19 protein-coding genes are annotated in these 23,988 nt (G+C 55.5%); 14 read left to right on the forward strand and 5 right to left on the reverse strand.

All coding sequences use genetic code 11. The annotated features are described in order from the left end of the window. The first annotated feature begins 356 nt into the window (after positions 1-356). On the forward strand, positions 357-1,298 hold the full coding sequence (locus tag ACE5LO_RS18510; RefSeq protein ID WP_375521483.1) for a bile acid:sodium symporter family protein: 942 nt from the start codon (positions 357-359) through the stop codon (positions 1,296-1,298). 667 nt (positions 1,299-1,965) lie between these two features. On the opposite strand, the gene ACE5LO_RS18515 is transcribed toward ACE5LO_RS18510, so the two are convergent. Together ACE5LO_RS18515 and ACE5LO_RS18520 are read right to left on the reverse strand one after the other, a co-directional pair. Further along, on the reverse strand, positions 1,966-3,672 hold the full coding sequence (locus ACE5LO_RS18515) for a response regulator (RefSeq protein WP_375521484.1): 1,707 nt from the start codon (positions 3,670-3,672) through the stop codon (positions 1,966-1,968). Between the two features lie 2 nt (positions 3,673-3,674). Further along, entirely contained in the window at positions 3,675-5,465 is a 1,791-nt protein-coding gene (locus tag ACE5LO_RS18520; protein WP_375521485.1) for a cache domain-containing sensor histidine kinase, read from the reverse strand. 163 nt (positions 5,466-5,628) lie between these two features. Between ACE5LO_RS18520 and ACE5LO_RS18525 the strand changes: the two genes are divergently transcribed. The 10 genes from ACE5LO_RS18525 to ACE5LO_RS18570 all read left to right on the forward strand — a co-directional run bounded on the left by ACE5LO_RS18525 (position 5,629) and on the right by ACE5LO_RS18570 (position 16,656). Further along, positions 5,629-6,510, forward strand: a complete 882-nt coding sequence (locus tag ACE5LO_RS18525) for a carbohydrate ABC transporter permease (protein ID WP_375521486.1) — start codon at positions 5,629-5,631, stop codon at positions 6,508-6,510. After that, positions 6,510-7,346: a carbohydrate ABC transporter permease gene (locus ACE5LO_RS18530; RefSeq protein WP_375521487.1), complete on the forward strand. Its 837-nt coding sequence runs from the start codon at positions 6,510-6,512 to the stop codon at positions 7,344-7,346. Before ACE5LO_RS18525 ends, ACE5LO_RS18530 begins: the two co-directional genes overlap by 1 nt. Before the next feature lie 71 nt (positions 7,347-7,417). After that, positions 7,418-8,713, forward strand: coding sequence for an ABC transporter substrate-binding protein (locus tag ACE5LO_RS18535; RefSeq protein ID WP_375521488.1), 1,296 nt, complete (start codon positions 7,418-7,420; stop codon positions 8,711-8,713). A gap of 187 nt (positions 8,714-8,900) precedes the next feature. Continuing rightward, positions 8,901-12,002, forward strand: coding sequence for a DEAD/DEAH box helicase (locus ACE5LO_RS18540; RefSeq protein WP_375521489.1), 3,102 nt, complete (start codon positions 8,901-8,903; stop codon positions 12,000-12,002). A gap of 11 nt (positions 12,003-12,013) precedes the next feature. After that, the gene (locus ACE5LO_RS18545; protein ID WP_375521490.1) at positions 12,014-12,712 is read left to right on the forward strand and encodes a phosphoribosylglycinamide synthetase; all 699 of its coding nucleotides are present in this window, start codon (positions 12,014-12,016) and stop codon (positions 12,710-12,712) included. Positions 12,713-12,851: 139 nt separating this feature from the next. Continuing rightward, complete coding sequence (locus tag ACE5LO_RS18550) at positions 12,852-13,811, forward strand: M15 family metallopeptidase (protein WP_375521491.1); 960 nt, start codon at positions 12,852-12,854, stop codon at positions 13,809-13,811. A gap of 276 nt (positions 13,812-14,087) precedes the next feature. Continuing rightward, positions 14,088-14,507: a hypothetical protein gene (locus ACE5LO_RS18555; RefSeq protein ID WP_375521492.1), complete on the forward strand. Its 420-nt coding sequence runs from the start codon at positions 14,088-14,090 to the stop codon at positions 14,505-14,507. Further along, a complete protein-coding gene (locus ACE5LO_RS18560) occupies positions 14,504-14,887 on the forward strand; it encodes a hypothetical protein (protein WP_375521493.1) in 384 nt (127 codons plus the stop codon). The genes ACE5LO_RS18555 and ACE5LO_RS18560 overlap by 4 nt, the downstream gene beginning before the upstream one ends. A gap of 3 nt (positions 14,888-14,890) precedes the next feature. After that, entirely contained in the window at positions 14,891-16,255 is a 1,365-nt protein-coding gene (locus tag ACE5LO_RS18565) for a glutathionylspermidine synthase family protein (RefSeq protein WP_375521494.1), read from the forward strand. A 17-nt stretch (positions 16,256-16,272) separates the two neighbouring features. Further along, positions 16,273-16,656: a DUF350 domain-containing protein gene (locus ACE5LO_RS18570; RefSeq protein WP_375521547.1), complete on the forward strand. Its 384-nt coding sequence runs from the start codon at positions 16,273-16,275 to the stop codon at positions 16,654-16,656. Positions 16,657-16,772: 116 nt separating this feature from the next. Here the strand turns inward: ACE5LO_RS18570 and ACE5LO_RS18575 are convergent, their stop codons facing one another. After that, a complete protein-coding gene (locus ACE5LO_RS18575) occupies positions 16,773-19,112 on the reverse strand; it encodes a UvrD-helicase domain-containing protein (protein ID WP_375521495.1) in 2,340 nt (779 codons plus the stop codon). Between the two features lie 333 nt (positions 19,113-19,445). Between ACE5LO_RS18575 and ACE5LO_RS18580 the strand changes: the two genes are divergently transcribed. The 3 genes from ACE5LO_RS18580 to ACE5LO_RS18590 all read left to right on the forward strand — a co-directional run bounded on the left by ACE5LO_RS18580 (position 19,446) and on the right by ACE5LO_RS18590 (position 21,489). Then, positions 19,446-20,201, forward strand: coding sequence for a zinc-ribbon domain-containing protein (locus tag ACE5LO_RS18580; RefSeq protein WP_375521496.1), 756 nt, complete (start codon positions 19,446-19,448; stop codon positions 20,199-20,201). Between the two features lie 64 nt (positions 20,202-20,265). Continuing rightward, positions 20,266-21,063, forward strand: a complete 798-nt coding sequence (locus ACE5LO_RS18585; RefSeq protein WP_375521497.1) for a TrmB family transcriptional regulator — start codon at positions 20,266-20,268, stop codon at positions 21,061-21,063. Positions 21,064-21,195: 132 nt separating this feature from the next. Beyond that, complete coding sequence (locus ACE5LO_RS18590) at positions 21,196-21,489, forward strand: hypothetical protein (RefSeq protein ID WP_375521498.1); 294 nt, start codon at positions 21,196-21,198, stop codon at positions 21,487-21,489. A gap of 340 nt (positions 21,490-21,829) precedes the next feature. On the opposite strand, the gene ACE5LO_RS18595 is transcribed toward ACE5LO_RS18590, so the two are convergent. Next, a complete protein-coding gene (locus ACE5LO_RS18595) occupies positions 21,830-22,732 on the reverse strand; it encodes a transposase (protein WP_375521499.1) in 903 nt (300 codons plus the stop codon). A 642-nt stretch (positions 22,733-23,374) separates the two neighbouring features. Next, positions 23,375-23,875 (reverse strand): large conductance mechanosensitive channel protein MscL, encoded by a 501-nt coding sequence (mscL, locus tag ACE5LO_RS18600; RefSeq protein WP_375521500.1) that lies wholly within the window; start codon positions 23,873-23,875, stop codon positions 23,375-23,377. Positions 23,876-23,988: the final 113 nt, after the last annotated feature.

Consider the following 23,988-nt stretch of genomic DNA (forward strand, 5'->3'; position numbering starts at 1 on the left):
CAGTTCCCGCTGTCCGTTTTTGTTTGATGCAAAGCTCTCTCTGTCTCTTGAATCAGATGATTAATCCGTTGATTTATTCTTTCCAGATGTTCCGTAATCATTTGTCCGGTTGTCTTATGTTCAGGGTTCAATTTCACAAGGTGCCTCATGAGTACCCCTCTTTCCGATATACGTTATATACTACACATCATATTCAAAGCCTCGCCGCGGGAAGAGCGCCATACTACTTCACACATTATGCTCAGCAGCTGGATATTGACTCTTTTGTGAGCTTTAGTGGTCATGCCGTATAAATATGTAGTACAATACATATTAAAAATTTAAACTAACATAATGTGTAGAGGGGATGTAAGGTAGTGAACACAGTAGAAAAGATAAGCAAGTTTGTGGGGAGCACATTTTCCGTCTGGGTGATCCTGTTTGCTTTGCTCGGTTTTTTCATTCCTGATGCTTTTACGGGGTTAAAGGGGTATATACAGATTTTCCTCGGCATCGTCATGTTTGGTATGGGGTTGACCCTGTCTTCGGCCGACTTCCGCGAGGTGTTCCGCAGACCGCTGGATGTGGCGATCGGTGTTGTGGGGCACTACCTGATCATGCCTCTGCTGGCGTTTGGACTGGCTGTACTGCTGCAGTTGCCGCCGGATATCGCCGTTGGCGTCATTCTGGTTGGCTGCTGTCCGAGCGGTACCGCCTCCAACGTGATGACACTGTTGGCCAAAGGGGATGTGGCGCTTGGCGTATCCATCGCGTCCGTATCGACTTTGATTGCTCCGCTGGCTACACCTGCCATGATCAGCCTGCTGGCTGGCCGCTGGATGAATATTGACGCCGGATCGCTCATCAAGGACATCCTGATGGTAGTTATCATCCCGATTGTGCTCGGCGTCGTTGTGAAGGCGCTCTTCCGCAGACAGGCTGAAGCGAGCGTCAAGGCGCTGCCGCTCGTATCGACGATTGCCATCGTGCTGATTGTGGCTATTGTAGTGGCTGGCAGCAAGGCCAAAATTATTGAGACTGGCCCACTCATTTTCGCAGTCGTCATTTTGCACAACGGGCTGGGATACCTGCTCGGCTTCTGGTTCGCGAAGCTGTTCGGCATGAATCTGGCGAAGCGCAAGGCCGTTACGCTGGAGACAGGCATGCAGAACTCCGGTCTGGGCGCGGCTCTGGCTGCCGCGCACTTTAACCCGGTTGCCGCCGTACCAAGCGCAATCTTCAGTGTATGGCACAATATCTCCGGCTCTCTGCTGGCCACCTGGTTCGCACGCCGGGAGGAGCACAAGCAGTCTGCATAGTGAAAGCAGTTTGCATAATGAATGGCTGATGCTCTGCCGGGCTTTTTGAATATGTAGCTTAAATATGCAGCTTGAATATGTATGTCATAAGCGGCGGTTCCAAAATCACTTCGGTAATATGTGGAGCCGCCGTTTTTTAAAATAAGATGTCGGAAAGTATGAGCCCCAAAGCACAAACTTCCTGAGATTGTAAGAAAACATTCGCTAGATGTGGTCTGTCTTCTGTGCAAGTGCGTCGATAGACGTTTTTCTGAATAGGGAGCAGTTGAACCGGACTGAAGAGCCCTTATTTCAGTAAAAAACGGTTTTTTTGCTTGGTTGCGGACACAGCTGCCGCTATTAGAGTAAATTTGCACTGTTTTGCAAGAAAAGTGGGTCGATAAGGGCTTTACGGTCCGCAAACTAGCTCGGGAGAGGCTGAGTTGTGTGAATAGCGTCATCTCAGTCCGCCAGAACGTTGGAATCCACTTATCCCTGTCAGTTTCCACTTAGTCCTACCTGTTATCTCGTGCTTATAAGCTGCCTCACGTCTGCCTGTAAATTATGCCTAATGCTGCCTTCACGCCTATCCGTTGCCTTACGCCTAACTGCTGACTAGTGCCTTGCTCTTACGACGCCTCCCTGGCTGACTATCGCTTTAAGCTTGTTGATTACCTGCCGGATGCCTCTATGTCTGATTTGCTTGCCCCTCGGTCTTCCTGTATTCTCCCGGTGTCATGCCCTCCAGTTTCTTGAACACCTTGCCGAAATATTTCTCGTCCTGATAGCCGACCATCTCTGCAACCTGCTGCAGACGCAGCCGGGGATCAAGCAGAAGCAGCTTGGCCTGGCGGATGCGGAGCCGGGTCAGATATTCCGACAGATTCACGCCGAACTCCTGCTTGAACTTGCGGGAAATGTATTCCCGGCTGAGATAGAACCTGCTTGAAATATCCTGCAGGGTAATTTCATCGGCAAAATGGACATCCAGATATGCGGCAATGTCGCGGATGATATGATTTTCCGCTGCTTGAGCCTGCGCGAGCGCAAGTGCCCGGCCTGCGGCCTGCAGCCGCTTGGCGAAGCTGCTTTTCCAGACGGGGAGGGAGAGCATGCCCTCCTCGTCGACAGGCAGGACGGCCGCAGCCGCGTCTGTCTGCTCCGGATCTTCCCCGACCGTATCCTCCGGCCGGTCGTCCAGCCAGCGGCCGAGCATCCAGCCCAGCTCCCGGTTCCAGCCCCGCATCTGTTCGGCAGTCAGATCCGGCAGCCGGGAGACGGCTTCTTCGATCCACTCCGCTGCGGCCGCGGCTATTCTGTCCGGATTGCCGCTGAACACGACTAGCCGCAGCTTCTCCTCCGCGTCCGTCAGCCGGAGCGCCCTGGACTGCGCTTCGGTGCATCTCTCCGCATAGTGTAAACTGTCCGCCGCATGAAGACCGTCCGCCGCCTGATTACCGTCTGCCTGATGACCGTCTGCCTGATGACCATCTGCCGCATGAATAAGCCTGCGCCGCCACAAGGCCTGGCGGGCCGCTTGATACGAGGCGGTCACACCCTGTGGGAAAGGGACGGCTGACCCGATGCCAAAATGCATCCGCCTGCCGAGCGCCATACAAAATCCCGTATTCATAGCGTTCAGCCGCTCCCCGATCCTCTCCGGTTCGCCCCAATACAGGATGACGACTTCATCCGTGTTCTCCAGATGTCTGAAGGCAATCCCTGCATCGGACCGGGCCAGAATTTCACTGCAGATATTCAGGATGGTGAATAACAGGAGCTGCCGCCTCGAACGGTATTTAGCCAGAACAGCCTCATCCAGATGAGCCAGGCTGAGCACGGCGGCACAGCATACGGCGGCATCCTGCGGCGGCAAACGCAGCTCCTCCGCCAGACGGGGCAGGGCGTCGATGGAGCCTGCGGAGGCTTGCACGAGCTCGGTCAGCAGCTTGTCGGCATAGTGCGGCCGCATCTGATTAACCTCAATGGCCTGCAGAGTCAGACGGTTCCGCTGCTGTTCTTCCGCCTCCCAGGCCGCCACCGCTTTGGACAAAGCTTCGTTAATCTCGTCCTGCTCGACAGGCTTGAGAATGTAGTCGGTGCCGCCGCAGCGGATGGTGTGGCGGACGAACCGGAAATCATCGTGTCCGCTGACGACCAGCACCTTCGTATGCGGCGCATGGGCCTGCAGCCAATCCATCAGCTCGGTGCCGTCATGTCCGGGCATACGTATATCGGTGATGACAATCTGAGGCTGCTCTGCTTCTGCCAGCTGAATCGCCCGGCCACCGTCCTCCGCTTCGAGCACCTCGGTGATGCCGTGCGCCTGCCAATCGGCCAGGAGCCGGATGGCGGCTCTTCCGTGCTTTTCATCATCCACGATCAAGGCTTTCATATTCACTCACGCTCCTCTGTCTTGATGTCCAGAATAACCCGAACGCCATGCGGCTCAATATTCGTGATGTCCATGCGGCCCGCTTCTCCTGAATGCAAGCGGACCCGCAGCAGAACGTTGCGCAGCCCGACAGACTTATCCGGAGCGGCCAATTCCTCCGGCACAGCAGCGTCCGGCTTGCAGGACAGCAGGCTCCGCAGCTGCTCCAGCCTGTCGTGCGGTATGGATAGGCCGGTGTTTTCAATCATCAGGCGCAGTCGGCCTGGGGCCGGCCGGGTTCCGGAAATCCGCAGCAACGTTCTGCCGAGGCGGGCGTCCATCCCGTGCTTGAAGTAATTTTCCACAATCGGCTGCAGAATCATTTTGGGCACCTGCTCCTCCAGCACCCCTGGCTCCCAGTCGAAGATCACGTCAAACTGGTCGTCGAACCGTTCCTTTTGCAGATCAAGATACATCCGTATATGCTCGGCTTCGTCCTTCAGATGAACAAGCGTGCTGTCCTTCATGCTGTAGCGCATAATCCTGGAGAGGGAGGAGAGCAGGGAGTAGATGCGCGGCACCTCATGCTGTAATGCCAGCGTGCCGACAGACTGCAGGGTGTTGTATAGAAAATGGGGATTGATCTGCGCCTGCAGCGCCTTCAGCTGATTGGTTTTGTTGGCCAGCTCCAGCCGGTATTCCCGCAGAATAAGGTTATTGACGGTATCCATCATCCGGCGGAAGCGGCGGAAGACCATCCCGATTTCATCCCGGCTCGTTACCTGGATGTCAACATCCAGCTGCCCTGCCTGAATTTTCTCCATATACCGCAGCAACTGCCTGATTGGCTGTGTAATCCGGATGGAGATCAGCAGCGTGCCGATGATGGCAACAGAGAGCGCGGCACCTGTAATGCCCGCATTGATCTCGGTCAGGCGTGTTGCGCGCGCATACAGCGTTTCGTACGGAATCTGCTTGACCAGCGTCCAGCCGGACAGCTCCGCATTCAGCTTCCGGTATACATGCATAGCCTCATCGGCTTCAAAATACCCCTGCTTCTGCTCGCCGTTGATTCCGCTGATGAGGTCCGAGTTTTCCAGCTTCTGTCCGATCAGCGTCTCATTGCTGCTATAAATCACGACACCGGTGGCATCCAGCAGATACAACTGCTCGCTTCCTCCCTGGTACAGCTCCCCGCAGATGCTGCGGACTGTATCCAGACTGACGTCAATGGAGAGATCGGCCAGCCTGCGCGGGGAGGGGATATTCTGAATCGAGCGGTGAAGTGTAAACACCTTCACATCCTTTCCGTAAGCGGGTCCCGGGGAAGAAAAGCCGTAAAGATGGACGGGATGGGATGCTTCAATATACAGGGCGTTGCTCCGGTAAGGTACGTCTTCGGTATAAGAGTGCTCCCGCTGCCCACGCTTGGGTGCGCTGCCCGTGACAAGTGTGGACTGGCCAGCCTCATAAGAATGCATATATACGCTGACGATTCCCGGCACGGTGTTGCGGATCGTATCCAGCGACGTATAGAGTTCAGCGGCCGCCCGGTAATCGTTCGGAATCCGGGTGAGATTCGTGAGAAAATGTGGGTCCTTGTACACGGCAATGGAAGCCTTGTTCACGCTCTGCAGGTAGTTTTCAAGGTTTGCGGCTCCCTGGAAAATAAGCCGTTCATTCTCCCCGGTCGTCTGCTCCCGCAGCGATTGCTTGGTCACCAGGAAGGTGATGGTCATCGACAGCAGCAGCGGAATAGCGACTGCTGCAAGCATGAAGGCGCTGAGCCGGAAACGGATGCTGCGGAACTTCACGGTTGTATTCCCCTTTCAGCAGTAGTGATTGCGTCTTTGTTCCCGAAGGCGGCGTAGGAAGTCAATATTTTCCCCCTAAGGGAGCAGGATTCTCCATATTCATCCATGCGACGGTCATTCATAATAAGCTTGCGGCAAGCCATACACAAAAGGGGAGATGCGAATGCACCGGGCCAAAATATCACAGCTGCAGCAGCAGCTTGTATTTGTGGGACCCTCCACACTGTTTTTTGCCATCATCATTGTCATCCCTTTTCTGCTGGGAATGTACTATTCGTTCACGGATTGGAACGGTGTCTCCAACCAGGCGGGCTGGGTAGGACTCGACAACTTCCGGCGGATTCTGCTGGAGGACGCGAAATTCCGCACCGCCTTCTGGTTCACCGTACGCTTCACCGTGGCGGGGGTCGTGCTGAGCAATGTGCTGGGTTTTATCCTGGCTTATTTCCTGACCAAACCGCTGAAATCACGCAATGTGCTGCGTACCATCTTTTTTATGCCTAACGTCATCGGTGGTCTTTTACTCGGTTTTATTTGGCAGTTCATATTTGTGAAAGGGTTTTCGTCCCTAGGCGCCGCCACAGGTCTTTCCTTCTTCAAGCTGCCGTGGCTCGGAGATGAGGCCACCGCCTTCTGGGGTATTATCATTGTATTTATATGGCAGACGGCGGGTTATTTGATGGTCATTTACATCTCATCCCTGACCCATGTGCCGCAGGATATTCTGGAGGCGGCCTCCATTGATGGGGCAAGCAGGATGCAGGTGCTGCGGCAAATTATGATCCCGCTCATCATGCCTGCGGTGACGGTGTGTCTTTTTCTGGCCATATCCTGGTCCTTCAAAATGTTCGATCTCAATCTGTCCCTGACCAAGGGCGGCCCATTCGGATCAACGGAATCCGTCGCGCTGAACATTTACAATGAAGCGTTCGTGAACAACCGTTACGGGCTGGGCACGGCCAAGGCGTTCATCTTTTTCATCATTGTCGCCCTGGTCACAAGCCTGCAGGTCCGTCTTACCAAAAGCAGGGAGGTGGAGGCCTGATGCATATGGGCAAAAGCTACCGACCGGTCACGTTTGCCGTCGAATTGATCATGATCGCGGCAGGGCTGCTGTTCCTGATCCCCTTTTATTTTCTGGCTGTGAATTCTGTCAAAACATTCGGGGATCTGCTGATGGACTCAGCAGCATGGCCGAAGGCGATTGAATGGAATAACTATGCACGGGCCTGGAGCATTACCCGTTTTCCGCAAGTGTTCTGGAACTCGCTGCTGGTTACAGTGCTCAGCAATCTGCTGCTTGTCCTGATCAGCTCCATGGCCGCTTACCGGATGGTACGGCACAACTCGCGGTATAACCGGATTCTGTTCGCCCTCTTCGTGGCGGCGATGGTGATTCCGTTCCAATCCGTCATGATTCCGCTCGTCAAGGTGACAAGCAGCCTTGGCATGATGAACAGCATATGGGGCTTGGTAATCTGTTATCTCGGCTTTGGCGCTCCGATGTCCATCTTCCTTTTTCACGGCTTCGTCAAGTCGGTTCCCGTGGAGATCGAGGAGGCCGCCCGTGTCGACGGCTGCAACCCTTACGGGGTGTTCTTCCGCATCGTGTACCCGCTTATGAAGCCGATGCTCGTTACGGTCATCATCCTGAACACGCTCTGGATCTGGAACGATTACCTCCTGCCTTCACTGGTGCTGCAGAGCGCGGATCTGCGTACCATTCCGATCGCAACCTATGCGTTCTTCGGCCAGTATACGAAGCAGTGGGATCTGGCCCTGCCCGCCCTCGTGCTTGGCATCTTGCCGGTGATCGTGTTTTTCCTGCTCATGCAAAAATACATTATCCACGGCATTACTGCAGGATCGGTGAAGGGCTGAAAATAATTCTTTCTGTTATCATAAAAAAAGCAAGCGTTTTCATCAAGACACATTCAAGGAGGATTTGGCATATGAAAAAAATCGGTACAATGGTGTTCATGCTCGTTATGGCCATGGCTCTGATGCTGACTGGCTGCGGTGGGGGCCAGCAGGGAGGCGGCAACGCGACAGATGGTGGAAGCGGCGGGGGCGGAGAAAAAACAATTCATATTTTCCAGTTCAAAGTGGAAATTGCCGAAGCGCTGAATAAACTCAAGGAAGAGTATGAAGCGTCCCATCCCGGCATCAAGCTGGACATTCAGACCGTCGGCGGGGGGAGCGATTACGGCGCAGCCCTGAAGGCCAAATTTGCGGCAGGCGAGCAGCCGGATATTTTTAACGTAGGCGGATACCGGGAGCTGGACACCTGGCTTGAATATCTGGAGGATTTGTCCGACCAGCCGTGGGTTGCTGACGTCGTAGATGTCGCCAAGGAACCGATGACCAAGGACGGCAAGCTGTATGGACAGCCGATGAATCTGGAGGGCTACGGATTTATTTATAACAAGGATTTGTTTGCCAAGGCAGGCATTGCTGAGATACCGACGACGCTGACGGAGCTGGAGGCTGTGGCGCAGAAGCTGCAGGCAGCCGGAATTACCCCGTTCTCCAACGGGTATCAGGAATGGTGGGTGTTCGGCAACCATTTGCTGAATGTAGCCTTTGCCAACCAGGACGATCCGGCGGCGTTCGTTGCCGGCCTGAATGACGGCTCGCAGCAATTTGCAGGCAATCCCGTCTTTGAAGAGTGGTTCAAGCTGTTTGACCTGACGTTGAAATACGGTAACGAAAATCCGCTGACGACAGACTACAACACACAGGTAACGAACTTTGCCACCGGTCAGGCAGCCATGATGCAGCAGGGCAACTGGACGCAGGTGCAGATTGACGGCATCAGCCCCGATCTGAATCTGGGCATTCTGCCGATGCCGATTAATGATGATTCAGCCCGTAACGACAAATTGTTCGTCGGTGTCGCCAACAACTGGGTTGTCAATAAAAATTCGCAGGTGAAGGACGAGGCCAAGGAATTCCTGAATTGGCTGGCCACGTCCGCAGAGGGCAAGCGTTATATCACCAAGGAGTTCAAGTTTATTCCTGCGCTGAAGAGTATTGAAGCGTCACCCGAGGATATGGGCGATTTGGGGGCAGAGGTCGTGAACTACAGCACGCAAAACAAGGTCATGAACTGGAACTTCAGCAACTATCCTGAAGGGGCGGCCCAGGAATTCGGAAGCTCCATGCAGGCGTACGCTGCGGGCAAGCTGGATAAGGCGCAGCTGCTGGAAGAGTTCCAGAACACATGGAATAATCTGAAGGCGAAGTAATGGTTGGAATATAATTGGTGCACAGCATAAAGGAAGCCGCGGCTCTTGGGTCGCGGCTTTTTGTCGCAGACGGACAGAGGTGGGATAATGTCCCGTGACGTTAACTTTTTACAAAAGGGTTTTGAAAAGATTGGGTTTTCGTATATGATGGAAGGTAACAATTCGAAAGGCTGGACGGGAGACAGACATGGATCAACCGCTATATGGAATTTGGCTTGGAGATGTGTTTTTTTGTTTTTCCGGTGAAACGTCGGAACCACGTGTAGACGCATGGAGCAGTATTATACGCAAAATGAAGCTGAAGGACGGCTCACAGCCCTTCCGTCAGGCTGCCCTTCGGCTGGCGGAGCTGCGCCTGGCCGGCCCATCGCGGCAGGAGCCGGTCAATGGAGGCAAGCGGCGGGCCATGCTGGGCCGGATGCTGGAGGGGCTTGCGATTGACCAGAAAGAGACGGCTGCCTTGCTGCTGCGGCTGAACGAGCGGGATTGCGCGGCTGCCGGCGTCCGTCTAGGCGAGGAGATCAGATATTGGCAGAAAGCAGCGCTGTTTGCGCTGGAACTGATGCAGCGGGGAGAGATCGTCCCCGGCTTGAGGGAGCCGCAGCAGAGCGGGGCAAGACGGCGCGGTGGAAAGGAGACCGCAGTGGGGGTATGGCTTCCGTGGTTGAAAGGGGAAGAGAACATCGCCCGGTTCCGTGAGCTGGCCATGGCCATGCCGGCCGTCGGCCTGGCGGCGCCGGCCGCTTTTGCCGGGAGTGAGCCGGGATCGCGCGAGGAGGCTGCCTGTACAGTACTGCATTCCTTTATGTCCGCGGTGATCCATGCGGAGACGACAGCCGCCATCGCTCAGGCAGAGCGGGAGCTCGGCAAATACCGGGCGGATTACCGCCGTGGCAGATCCCCGCTGGCAGAGCTGTGGTGGAACAGTCTGCTCACAGGCTCGCGCCCCCTGCCGGTGCAGGGCACAGCAGTTGAGCTGGAAGACCTGACGAAACAGGTCTCTTCGCTGCCGGGCGCAGCGATTCCATATATTGAACGGGAAGAGAAGGAGCCGGAGAAGGGCAGTCTGCGGTTATGTCTGCGGCTGGAGCCCCCGCTGGAGGAGCTGAAGGAATGGCGTGTGTCCTTCTGGATCGAAAGCGACGTTGAGCCGGGCATGCGGCTGCCTGCAGGGGCCATTTGGTCCTATCCGGAGCGGGACCTGATGCGCGGGGACGTCGTGTACCGTGATGTCCATGTACAGCTCCTCATGGTGCTGGGCCGGGCATCCGAGCTGTCAGCGCACATTCGGGAGGCCTTGCGGCAATCCCGTCCGGAAGGCTTTCTGCTGGAGCCGGAGGATTTCTTCCATTTCCTTGCAGAGGTGATTCCGCGGCTGCAAAAAAGCGGGGCTACCGTGCAGATGCCCTCACGCTGGAGCCGTGAAGGACGACGCCGGGCCGGACTCAGGCTGCGGATGAGAGAAGCAGGACAGGCGGAAGGACCTTCCTCACCGCTGGGCATGGGCCAGGTCGTCGCTTTTGACGCGGAGGCGGTCCTGGGTGGAGCGAAGCTGTCCGTGGAGGAGCTTGAGGCTATTGCTGCCGCTAATCTGCCTTATGTCAAGCTGCGTGGCGAATGGGTCGAGGTGGACCCGAAGGAAATCCGGCAGGTGCTTCGTTTTATGAAGAAACAGGAGGAGGGCGAGATGTCCTTCTCCGAGTGGCTGCACCTGGCAGCAGAGCAGGATACGGCGGGCGAAGCCGTATGGAAAGGGCTGTCCATCTACGGAACGCAGTCTTTCGGCCTGCTGGCCTCGCTTGCCGAGGGCGGGAGTCTGCGTTCCGTCAGACCGCGTCCTGTGCCTGCCGAGCTGCACGGGCAGCTCCGTCCTTACCAGGAACGGGGTTACCAGTGGCTGGCGGCGATGCGTGACCTGGGCTTCGGGGTGTGCCTTGCGGATGATATGGGGCTTGGCAAAACCGTGCAGGTGATTACCTGTCTGCTGGATTACAGGAAAATCCGCACAGAGAACGGGCCCGCCCTGATTGTCTGCCCCACTTCCCTGCTGGGCAACTGGCATCGTGAGCTGCAGCGGTTTGCCCCCGACCTGTCGCTCTATATCCATCACGGAGGGCAGCGGGTGCATGGGACGGATTTTCAGGAGCAGGCGCGAATGCATGACATTGTGCTGACGACCTATCATCTGGCAGGCCGGGATGGGCCGGATCTGTCGTCGATCACCTGGTCGTCGATTGTGCTTGATGAAGCGCAGTATATTAAAAATGCCCGCACCAAGCAGTCACAGAGCGTCATGAAGCTGTCCGCCCCGCACCGTATTGCCATGACGGGCACACCTGTCGAGAACAGACTGAGCGAGCTGTGGTCGATATTCCAGTTTTTGAATCCCGGATATCTCGGGACTGCTTCATCCTTCCGTCATCGTTATACGATGGCCGGGGAGGAGCGAGGGGTGGCGGTGCGTGAGCTGCACCGGCTGGTGTCACCCTTTATGCTGCGCAGGCTCAAGAGTGATCCCGACATCCGCAAGGATCTGCCGGAGAAGCTTGAGCTTAAATCATACTGTGCGCTGACGCCTGAGCAGGCCGGTATGTACCGGGGCGTGGTGGATCAGCTGATGGGCCGCATTGACGGACAGATCGGCATCGCCCGCAAAGGTCTTGTGCTGTCTTCGCTGACCAAGCTGAAGCAGATTTGCGATCATCCTGCGCTGCTGGCTCCGGGGCGGAACGATCTGGCCAAGCCGGAGTCCTCCGGCAAAATGCAGCGGCTGCTGGAGCTGGTGGAGGCGATCCGGGAGAATGGCGAAGCCGCGCTCATCTTCACGCAGTATGTAGGGATGGGGGAGCTGCTCGTATCCCGGCTGGAGCGTGTATGTGGACAAAAGCCGTTCTTCCTGTACGGCGGGCTGCCCAAAGCACAGCGGGACGAAATGGTTCAGCGCTTTCAGAATGGCGACGGTCCCGATTTGTTCGTGCTGTCCCTGCGTGCCGGCGGCGTGGGCTTGAATCTGACCCGGGCCAGCCATGTGGTGCATTATGACCGCTGGTGGAATCCGGCGGTGGAAAACCAGGCTACAGATCGTGTCTTCCGCATCGGGCAGAGCCGGAACGTGCAGGTGCACAAGCTGATCTGCCAAGGGACGCTGGAGGAGCGGATCGATGAATTGATAGAGAGCAAAAAGGCGCTCTCCGAGCAGGTTGTCGGCTCCGGCGAGAACTGGCTGACGGAAATGTCGGACGAAGAGCTGCGCGGACTGATTTCCCTGCAAAACGACATCTGGGTATAAGGGGGCGCGTTATGCAAGTCAAGCTGCAAATATCCGCAGGGCACTGGGAAGCGGAGGTCATGCCTGCGGGCGGCAATGGCCCGGATTCGGCTGCATCAGCCGCATGCCGGGTTGCCGGGACCGCTTCGCTCCTTACAGCGGAGCGGAAGGAAGAGCTGCTGGCAGAGCTCAGGGACTGTCCGCTGGAGCTGTACAAGCTGCTCCAGGGCGAGGACAGTCCCTTGCTGGCCGCGCACGGTCTGCCGCCTGTGAAGGCTGAGACATGCTCCTGCGGAGACGCGGCCTGCCGGCACGCGGCCGCCGTGGCGCAGACGCTGGCCGCTTCGCCGCTGCAGCGGCTGGAGCTGGCGGGCCTGCCGCGGGAAGAGCTGTTGCGCGGGGTCTTCGCTGCATGGCCGCAGGAGCCGGAGGGGGCCTCCTCCGCTGCGGCCACAGCGGGAGCCGGCGCTCGTAGCACCAGCTCACGTGGTGGCGCGGCCATCAACGAATGGATCGCCGGGGCGGCCGCGGAGGGCACGCTGCACAGGCCCGGGCCGGGCTTCCATTCGTTTGAGGTCAAACTGCCGCAGGAGCTTGGAGCAGGCGGCGGCGGGCCTGATGCGGCGAAGCTGCTGCCCGGTTTGCCACGCGCTGCACAGGCGCTGGAGCTGATCCGGGAGAAGGCTGCCGCCCGCGCCAGAGAGGTGTATTTGTCTAAAAACAACGAATAACGCCGTATAAGGCCGTATACCTGAGCAGTGAAGCGGAGATGTGCGTGAAGAGCCTTCATGAGTGTTTCATCCTGTCGCCCTTTTCGTGTAAAATGGAAGCTGGTTGTCTAATTTACATGATAAGGAACGGAGAAACGCTATGAAACGAAATAAAGAAACCCTATTATATGGAACAAAGCTGCTGTTTCCGGCGCTGCTGCTGCCGGGCCTGCTGCTGGCAGGCTGCGGAACGGGCGGCGTGGGAGCTCAGGACAGCCCGCAAGCTAATCCCCCGGCCGCTGACGGCCAGACTGTGAAGCCTGCACAGCCGGACACATCCGCCGGGGAGAAGGAAGCAGATACGGACCAGTCGGCCCCGAACACTGTTGGTGAAGGGAAGGCCGGTGCCGATGACAGCAGTAAGGATGCTGATGACAACAAGCAGGGTGCGGAAACCGCCGATCCGGTTCTGGCGGAGCGGGCTGCAAGCTCGCTGCAGACGACCGCCAAAAAAGTGAATGGAGTCGCGGTCGTTACCAATGCCACCGCCCAGACGGTGATCGTCAATAAACAGCGCAGCCTGCCCAAAGGGTATGAGCCTTCCGATCTGGTGGTGCCGGATGTTCCGTTTTCCTTCGACGGCCCGCATGAAAAGCGGCATATGCGCAAGAAAGCGGCAGGGGCGCTGAAACAGCTGTTCGCGGCTGCGAAGCAGGACGGCATCAAGCTGCGCGCGGTGTCCGGCTATCGTTCCTATGCGCGGCAGAAAACGATCTACAATAACAATGTAAAAACCAAGGGTTTGGAGTATGCGTCAAAAGTCAGTGCCGTTCCCGGCATGAGCGAGCATCAGACAGGCCTTGCCATCGACGTTTCCAGCCCGAGTGTAGGCAACGCCTTGGAGCAGTCCTTCGGCAGCTCCAAGGAAGGCAAATGGCTGGCAAAGCATGCTCCGGAATACGGCTTTGTCATTCGTTATCCGAAAGGGAAGCAAGATATCACCGGTTACATATATGAACCGTGGCACATCCGTTACATCGGCATCGATCTGGCGAAGGATGCGGCAAGCAAGCAACTGACCCTGGAAGAGTACTTTGATGAGGTCAATATCAAGCTGTAATGGTACGGATTGATGCTGCCTGTCCGCCCGTTTCAAGAACCGTCTTCGGCTGAAGGCGGTTTTTTTGCGCAATTTTTTTCCAGAATGAACCTGCGGGGCAGCAAATCGCGTATAGTTGTAAATAATGCCATAATCAACAGTTGCTGATGCGCGCGTCTGTATCGGTCTGTGACGAAGCAAGCAGACACTGCAAATGAAGAAAGGAAGGGAACAGCTATTTATTATTCACTTATGTACCGGGAATGGTCTGAGGAAAAAAAGAGGGAGGTCCGCAGTTTGGCGCATGAATCCGTATCAGGCGATGAGCTTTTCTTAAGAAAGCTTGTGGATGCAACATACCTGAACGGGCGCTTGTGGGGACATACCTCTCATGAAAATGAAGACAACCTGGCTCATTCCATCTATGTGACGCCGTTTAAGGAGCAGGTGTCTGAGCCATATGCTTCAGCGATTACAGATGTCGTATCCGGAGAACGATCCGTATCGTCGATAGTAAAGCCCACATACTGGTTATGGAACGGACACGGCTTCCATCCTATGGAGCGAAATGAAGCTTCGGTATTCACGCTGGAGCTGGCGCAGCGACTGCTGGACCACTATACCGTGCTGGACGGCAGAACTTATCAATATTTATTTTCCGTGCTGGATACTGGGCGCAACAGCGTGCATTTCTTCCTGGAGGAGGTCGATCTATGATGCGTGAGGAGTTCAAGATGGAGGTGCAGTCAGACCCCGGCGCAGGTGCGAGCGGGCTGCCTTTCGTCCGGGCCGAAAGCCTGACAACCAATAGGGACGAAGGCCACGCTGCCAAGCCGGGCTCCAGGGTGAAAATGGCGGCCTTCGCCCTGATGCTGGTCGTCCCGGCTGCACTGACAGGCTGCGGTAATGATGATGACTGCAATGACCCGGATCATTATAATTCGAACGCCTGTAATTCCAATTCAAATGGCGGTTCGTATTATGGTGGCTCCTACTATGGAGGCTCCCCAAAAAGCGGCTCCTCCTACAAATCAGGCTCGTCACACAGCGGCTTCGGCAGCGGCGGCGCTGTCAGCGGCTTTTTTTCGGGAGGTTGAGGAATGCGCCGGATTTTACAGCTGTCCATCCGGCATGATGACTTGTTTACCGGCAGGATTGCCGGACAAATTCCTTATCACCGGATGTATGGCAAGCAGTATTGCCTGCCCGCATTAACTGTGTACGGGCGCAGGGAAATGGATGAGCTAATCTATGCATCGGAAGCGGTTGATGCCATTTATCGTAAAGTGCTGGCATTTGTGCAGGAGTATATGCCGGACAGTTATCTGACCGACCCCCTGGGCATGCATCCCGGTCTGCTGCGCGCGGCGCGCATGCCTGTTCCCTGTGGCGGCATTACCCGCCAGGATTGGATTATTGGCGAGCAGGGCATGAAATGTATCGAAAACAATACGGATACCCCGACAGGTATTCCGGAGGCGGCTTATCTCGAAGGTGAACTGGCGCGATTGGCAGCAGTTCCGGGTTTGACAGCCCCCTCTCAAGAGATGAACATAAGGCTGCAAGAGACGCTGTCGGCGCTGATCGGATTTTACAGGCAACAAGGTCTGGATGGAAAAGTCTTCTTTACATGTTATGACTGGCATCTCGAGGACCGCATGAACACTCACTATCTGATGAGGATGTGCGAGGAGGCTGGTTTTGCCGCAGCTTATGCGCCGCTTGAGGAGCTGGAGATCATTCCGGAGGAAGGACTGTTTCACCGGGAGGAGCCGATCCGCATCCTGTACCGTTTGTATCCGCTGGAATATTTAATTCATGACCGGGAGCAGGAAAGCGGTCTTGAAGTCGGGTATGAGCTCATTCGTTTGGTGGAGCAGGGCAAGCTCGGCCTGATGAACCCGCCTCAGCACATGATCAGCCAGAGTAAAGGCTTTATGGCCACGGTCTGGTCGCTGTATGAACGGAATGAGCAAACCCTGCAGTTTTGCGGGTTCCAGCTATTCGATGACAGGGAGCAGGAAATCATCCGTACATACCTGCTGCCAACTTATTTTGATGCCTCGCCTTTTGAGCAGACCGGAACCGCCTATGCGGCCAAAGGCATGTGGGGACGGGAAGGCAAGGGAACACAGCTGATGAATGCCTCTGGCGAAGCGGCTGCGGAGGAACGTTCCCCGGTTGAAAAGAAGGCTTTAACAGCTGAAGAGGTGGCTGAAGCGGCTGCAACAGCAGCTTATTACAATGAACAGCCCAAGATTTATCAGCGCTTTTGGCCGATGCAGGAAGCCGCAGCCGCTACGGAGGAAGGGCTTTACAAGGGACATCTTCTGACAGGCATTTTTGTTGCAGGAGGCAGATTTGCGGGGGTGCTGCCAAGGATCGGGGAGAAGGTCACTGGAGATATGGCCTATTACTGCGCGGCGGCGGTTGAGCCAGATGAAGAGGAGGAGGAGAACACTTGAATCAATTCGGATTATCCATGGTTAATTTGGGGATCGGCATCGTTCTTTTATTTGTTGTGCTGGTTGCCGGTTATTTTGTATTCAGTAAAATCACCCGTTATAACGATAACGAGGAAATGGCGCGTGGCAATGAAGCGGCAGGCATCTACATGGGCAGCAAAATGCTGGGCCTGTGCATTATTGTCGGCATGGTGTCCTTCAGCACTCATTCCTGGGTGGATATGCTGATCTGGTCGGTCATTGGCATCGTGATCCTGTCCCTGGTGTATATTGTTTTCGACTGGGTGACGCCGCGTACGAAAATTTGCGAAGAAATTGCAGGAGGCAATATGGCCCTGGCCCAACTGCTTCGCTCGATTATCATCGGCGTTTCGCTGGTTATCGGCACATTTTTAATGTAGCTATTTATGTAAAAAGAGCGAGTATCGGTGGCCGCTTGCCATCAATACTCGCTCTTTCTCATTCATTTGGCCCAGACGTGCATTCTTCTGCGGACTCCGCACACGAGCATAACCGGTCAGCGTGCCGGCACGCTGCGTGTTCCCTCCTGCATGGGTGAAGAACATAATGGGCATAAAGGGGGAGTCTCAGCAGCTGTTGATACTTCTTTCCGCCCGTAGCCGGTATGCTTGATGTCCTTTCTGATCCATGCGCTGCAGCCGGAAGAGGAGCAGTTCCACACCGGGACGGTGATCATTCGTGCCTTGTTATGCTGATCACGTCCCTGGGTGCCGGATCTGGCGTGAGTACCGGGGCGCTGGGCATGCGGGTCCCCGGAGGGGGCGGATGGCTTCACGCCATAAGCTTCCAGCAAAAAGCGCGACAGTGCGGCAGGCTTGCCGTGATTGGCGGCAGGTGATGTGATGTACAGCATCTGTTTCGCCCTTGTAACTGCCACATACGCCAGCCGCCGTTCTTCCTCCAGGAGCTGCTCCGGATCGGCCTGGGCGCCGGGTGTGACAGAGGTCAGCAGATCCTCCGGGGGCTCCTTGCCTAGAGCGGTGCTGTGGGGAAGAATGCCCTCGCTGGCGCCGATCAGGTAGACGCAGGGGAACTCCAGCCCTTTGGCCCGGTGGATGGTCATCAGGCTGACAGCGTCGCCATCGGCCGCAGTGCGCAGCGATTCCATATCTCGGTGGCGTGCGGACAGCTCGTCCGCAAAAGCGACAAATTCCTCCACCGTATCAAAGCGGCGTGCGGCAGTCTCCAGCTCCTCAAGGCTTTCCTGTAGTGTTTCTTTAAAGTGTGTCCAGGTCCCGGGGTCCCCGCTTTCCAAATATTTATCATAAAATACCCTGCGCATCTCCTGAATCGCCAGCAACGGTTTCATTGCTGTCAGGCTTTTGATCAGCCGGATACGCTCCTTGACCTGCTCCTGCTGGAAGTCGCGCAGCCGTTCCCAGCGGGCGAGGTGAATCAGCGGGTACTTCTTGGGCTGCTGCTTCTCTTCCTTCTGGATATGCTCCATGCCGGTTTCGCGCGGAACATAAAGCGGTCCGAGCGTGCTCGGTATGCATTCCATGCGGCGGGGGTCAAGCGCCAGGCGCAGATGGTCCATCAAAGGCCGGATCAGGGACTGATCGTAGAAAACAGTTCCGGCCCCATACTGGATAAAGGGAACATCCCGCATCACCAGCTGCTCGAAGATGGAGCGGCTGCCGCTGGCCGTGCGGTGCAAAATGGCAATATCGCTGTAGCGCAGAGTTCCTTCCTCCACCTGGTGCAGCAGATGGGACACGACGTGAATGGCCTCTTCTTCCGGGTTGGACGGAGTAAAGAATTGCGGCTCCAGTCCTTGCCTGCCGGCGGAGACAAGCCTCTTGGCACGACGCTTGCGGTTTTTGGCCACGATGCTGGAACCGAGGCCCAGAATTCTTGCGTCACTGCGGTAATTGATGTTCAGCGTAATGACTTTGGCGTCCTTATAGACCTTGTCAAACTGCAGTATGGATTCCTGGCGAGCCCCGTTAAACGTGTAGATCGTCTGGTCGTCATCACCCACCACCATCAGATTGCGGTGCTTGGCGGCCAGCCTGCGTACCATCTCGTATTGCAGCGTATTGGTGTCCTGGAACTCATCCACCATAATATAGGCAAACCGCTTCTGCAGCGGAACAAGCACCGCAGGATCGTGCAGCAGTCTGGATGCACGCAGCATAATGTCGTCAAAATCCATCTTCTGACGTTCCTTCTTCCAGTCCTCATAAGCAAGCAGAGCCTGTTTCGCGTCCCTTTCCTCCTGATTGTTCTCTGGCAGCTCAAGGGCGGAGCGCCCTTCCGCTTTCCATGCCGATAATGCGGACAGCAGGGTTTCCGGCTGATAAGCCTCACTGAGGCGAAGCTGGCGCAGCAGCATTTTCATGACAGTATGCTGGGCCTGGGTCTCCCCGAAGATGTCCTCCGTCACTCCTTGATGGCGGAGCAGGGCGAGGGCAAAGGAATGGAAGGTGCGCGCCTGCACCGCCCGTGCTGCAGCCGGCCGTATGCCGGGAAGGGCCGCGATCCGTTCCTTCATCTCGGCAGCGGCTTTGCTGGTGAACGTCACCAGCAGAATGGACGAAGGCGATACGTTGCGTACCGCCATCAGATAACCGGCGCGGGCGGCCAGCACGGTCGTCTTTCCACAGCCGGCCCCGGCCAGGGTCAGCAGCGGGCCCTGGCCGTAACGGACGGCTTCAAGCTGCGGCCTGTTCAGCAGAATGCCTGCCTGTTCAAGGGAGCGGAAATAGAAGGCGTCCGGTTCATGCTCTCCGACAAGCTGAAGGCTTGTATCCGTCGAAGCAAGCCCTGCCTCAGGGAGGGGCAGATGATATGAAACCCCGAGAGGACGGGGGTAGAAACTGGTATTTGAATCCATACGGTGAAACCTCACTCATTCTAATATCTCTGTGAATGTACGTCGATATCCGTTTTTGTTATGATAGACATGATTGCCTTGAAGTCATTTTTTTAGAACTCTATTATACCGGAGATCGACCTGTCCCGACAGGCTTCTTCACTCTTTTCCGACATGGAAGAGACATTATTGGGCACAAAGAAGTTTCCAGCAGCAAAGTTATCTATTATAGTAGATTATAGAAATTTATAAAATCTATAATTTTAACTAAAGAAATTTAGCTGTTTATGGGAATTAAGATCAGGCTGCGGCAGCTGTCTGTCGACCACCCCATTAGCTGATAGGAGGATTTGTATGAATCTGTTGCAAAAGATTAAAGACGGCGCCAACAAAGCCACTGAAAAAGCCCAGCATGCTGTGGAAATCCAAAAAATGAACTCACAAATCGCCACGATACAGCAGGAAATGGATGTACATTTTTTGAAAATGGGCCAAGTATTCTACGAGGGCTACCGTCTCAGGGATATGTCGGTTGCTGAAACCGAAATGACCCAGCTGTCGAGAACCTGTGATGAGCTGCAGGAAGAAATCGACAGCATTCGCAGCCGCATCGCGGAGCTTAAAAATGAACGTCTGTGCGAATGCGGCGCTTCTGTGCCGCGGGATGCCAACTTCTGTCCGAAATGCGGACGCAAGCTCGTGGACGAGAACGCGTCGCATCAAGCGGCCGCCGCGCGTGAGCAGGCTCCCCAGTTCAAGGACAGCGCTATTTTCAGTTATGCGGATCATGAGGCAGAGCACCCATTGGAGAAGAAGCCGTTCGAGACGCCTGAGCTGGATGGGGATGATCTTACGCAATCGGATTTCACTCCGGAGGAAAAAGCGGAATTTGATGCGGAATGGGAGCGCCGCCGCCACGAGGAACAGGAGCATGAACGTCAGCAGGAGCTGGATGAGCGTATCCGCTACTGGAAATCCAACAATCAAAATGAGGAACAGGAGTCTGTGGAGACTCACTCGGCAAGGGGATTGGTGAAATGCCAAATCTGTACGGCCGAGCTGCCGAAAGGTTCCAAATGGTGTCCGCGATGCGGAGCGGAACAGATTTAATGCAGCCGCGCCGGCAGCCCTATGCTAGCTGGCAGGTTCTCGACAGCATGGGGGGACGGAAAGTATGGAACAATTGCTGCATCATTTGAAAAATCTCGGCTTTACGGATCTGGAAGCCAAGGTGATGGTTGAGCTGGCACAGGGTGGAGCGGCTTCAGGCTACGAGGTATCCAAGAGGACAGGAGCCTCCCGCTCCAATGTATATGCGGCACTGCAGAGGCTGGCAGGCCAGGGCTTCCTGCGTGTCGGTGAAGGGGAGCCTGCCCGGTACAGCATGCTGCCGGTGGAAGAGTTGACACGCATCATTTCCGGCCGGCTGCAGGAATCGCTGCAGACGGTGGAACGAAAGATGCCGCGGCAAGAGCGTGAGCAGGCTCCGTTCCATAACCTGGAAGGGGACAGGGATGTGATGACCAGCCTTGCGCGTGAGCTCGGCGGGGCGAGACATGAAATCGTCGTGGATGTAAGGCGCGAAGAAGTGGCGCTGGTGCTCGACATGCTGGAACAGGCGGAGCAGCGTGGAGTCAAGGTGCTCTGGGCCTGTGACAGCGGCGAAGCGGCGCTCGGTCAATGGCTACCGCGCAGCGCCTTCGAAACGGAGCCAATACCGGGGGGCCGCAAATTTTCGTTTGTCGTTGACCGCCGCTGGTGCATGCTCGGCATGAGGGGAGACATTGGAGCTGCGCAGGCTGTTGTCACGGAGCATCCTGTCATGACAGAGCTGCTGCTGAATCAATTTGCCCAGGATATCGTTCTCTACGAAATGGAAAACGACATGGGTGCTGAGCTGTCCGTCCGTTATGGGTGGCGGTACGAGAACATCATCGGCAAATATGTTTCCGGCGGACCGCGCAGCGTCTGACATTCCGGCGTTCCCCCGTCTTCAACGCTCCAGCTTCAGCAGAGCCTGGTAGACGGAGGCGTAATATTCCGAATCGGGTAGGGTAAACTGGTAATAATCAGGGCAATAACGTGGATAAAGGGGCTGGGCAGAATGGAGTGTATCGTTCATTTTCGTGTTGTGCATGAGCAGGAGACGAAGGAGCTGCGCGGATTGATTCTGGTAGAGCAAGGCAGCCAGCCAAGCGTGCAGCAGATTATTGCCATGCTCGGCCATATGGGCTACGAGGTTCGCCAGGACTCTGCGGATGAGCTTGTGTTCAGGCCGGCGGATGGCGGAGCCGATTACCGGTATATCCGGATTACGGAGCTGGATACGGGGGAAGAGGTGTACCGGGAGGACCGCCATTTGCGCACACTGCTGGAAAACCTGCTGCCACGGCATTAATAACACAACTTTCGCAGGGCCCAAATCCAGTTAAACCTTTGTAGCTATAGCTACTGGGTTCTGAGGAATTCGAATTCCCTTCCAGTGCTGGACAATCAAGCCGCGAGCCGATCGTGGCAAGACATGTGATACTCGCTTTTCAGGAGCCTTGCACGATTATCCCGTTGGATCAGGTACAGGAAAACAGAAATCCGGGAACCGAAAATATACTTTAGGCACGTTAAAGTAAATAACGGATCAAACGAGGCACAAAAATGCCTGTTGTTACGCTCACCTTTCCTCGTTCAAACACTTTACCTTTTTTGAGGTGATTGCACGTAGCCCTTCAAATGTATCGTGATCAGGACGCAGCCGCAAGAGGCTGATCCGGTTGGCGCGCGATCAGCCGACGGTAGGTAATCGCCGGAATCGCCACACCGATGTATAGTAACTTCTTCCACATTGTTCCTTCCGCTTCGGACAGGCGCAGTCGGCGGCGTCCGGTGTACTCGTTGAGATACGCCTGCAGATGCTTCGGACCCAAGGCTACATACGTACTTTTCAGCGATGTCCACGCCTCTCTCACCACTTTCCGCAAGGGTCTATATAGCCGATAGGCTTGAGGGAACGATTGTACCGCCGATGCACGAACATCTACCTGTTCGTTGATGAACACAGCGAGTTCGTGACGATTCGCTCCGTGCCCATCTCCCCTCATCTGCGGCACCAGGCGGATTTTGACCTGCTCCGGCTCGCCCGACTCCGTGACCGTGCACCCGGCTACGACCGCCGAAGCATGCGGATGAGGAAACTGAGGCCGGGACGGATTACACCCATACAGATCGCTGTTCACCTTCACGTCTCCGCAGAGCAGCTCCCGGGAATTGAACTCCCCGAGGGCATGGCGGATTTTTTGCAGCATTACCCAGGCAGTTTTGTAGGTGACCTGGATCACCTGGCTCAGCCGCATCGCCGAGATGCCGTCGGGGAGCAGGAACAACTCCAGCGCCTGGAACCACTTGGTCAGGGGGAGATGCGTTCGTTCAAACATCGTGCCCACCAAAGCCGACGTTTGATGCGCACACCTGGCGCACTCGAACAAAGGGACACGTCGGGAAGTCAGACGACTGCAGCGGGTATGGGCGCAACGCGGGCAGACGAAGCCGTTCGGCCACTTCATCGTGATCAATGCCTCCATGCAGGCCTGCTCGTTGTGATAACGACGGCTAAAGGGTTGATGTTCCGTTTCCGCTTGGACTTCCATGTCTGCTCGCCTCCGAATCCGTAATCCACGAACATAAGTTCTTTTTTTCATTATACAAAACATATGTTCTTATTTCAAGCTGAACATCCCAGTTGAGCTTCACTTGAGCTGCCTCTTTTTTTCTTTTCTCTTTTCTCGTTATTCCTTCCCCTAGGCCCCCCAACCTTCAACCCCCGCATTCTGATCCAAAGGGATAATCGTGCAAAGCTGTATGGAAAGGCATTAGGTATTAAGCACCAGGCAGTGGACACCACACACCACACACCAGACACCACACACCAGACACCACACACACCACACACACCACACACACCACACACACCACACACACCACACACACCACACACACCACACACACCACACACCACCCTATAGACACGCATCTCTCTAGCTACTAGACTTTGAGGGGGGACGAATCCCCTTCTTGCAAGAAAGCTTGCAAAAAGCTGTAATACTTTGATTCAGCGTCAATCCCAGCAGTAGATCTCCGTTTTACCTCGTTATATCAGGGCCTGTTTGCTGATTTCTTGCTGCGAAAGTTGAGTTAATAACCTTAATTACTCGCTAAATAAAACATCCGCCGGGGGTTGCACCGGCGGATGTTTCCTTTTTGAAAATAGATGCCCGTCTTGTAACAGTTCATCAAGCTTTCTGGCCCGCTTCCTCCAGCATGGAGGTGCAGTGTGAGCAGCGTATTGCCTTTATAGGCACTTCCGAAAGGCAGAAAGGGCATTCCTTTGTTGTTCTCTCTTCTTCTGCTTTCTCGGCCTTCTCCTGTTTGCGTCTCAACATGTTGATCCCTTTCACGAGCAGAAAAACGCAGAATGCCACAATCAAAAAGTCGAGCACTACATTAATGAACTGTCCGTAGGCAATGACGACCGCGCCTGCTTCCTGGGCTTGAGCAAGGGGGAGCTGGTTGCCCGCCGCACCGGTAGTCTTGTCCGGGTCCAGCGAAAAGTAAAGGTCGGAGAAATCGGCATCTCCGAAGAGTTTTCCGACTGGCGGCATAACGATGTCATTAACGACAGAGGTCACAATTTTATTGAACGCGGCCCCGATGATGACGCCGACCGCCAAATCGATCACATTGCCGCGCATTGCAAACTCTTTGAATTCCTGTATAAAGCCTTTGCCACTCATTTATGAAATTGTCTCCTCTCCCACTGCCGATTCTCTTCGGCGTACTGCATTTTATTGTACACAAAACACGGCCTTTGCAAAATATGCTAAGTGACTTTTGCAGAATAATATGC

This window comes from Paenibacillus medicaginis (assembly GCF_042138635.1).
GTDB classification, from domain to species: Bacteria; Bacillota; Bacilli; order Paenibacillales; family Paenibacillaceae; genus Paenibacillus; species Paenibacillus medicaginis.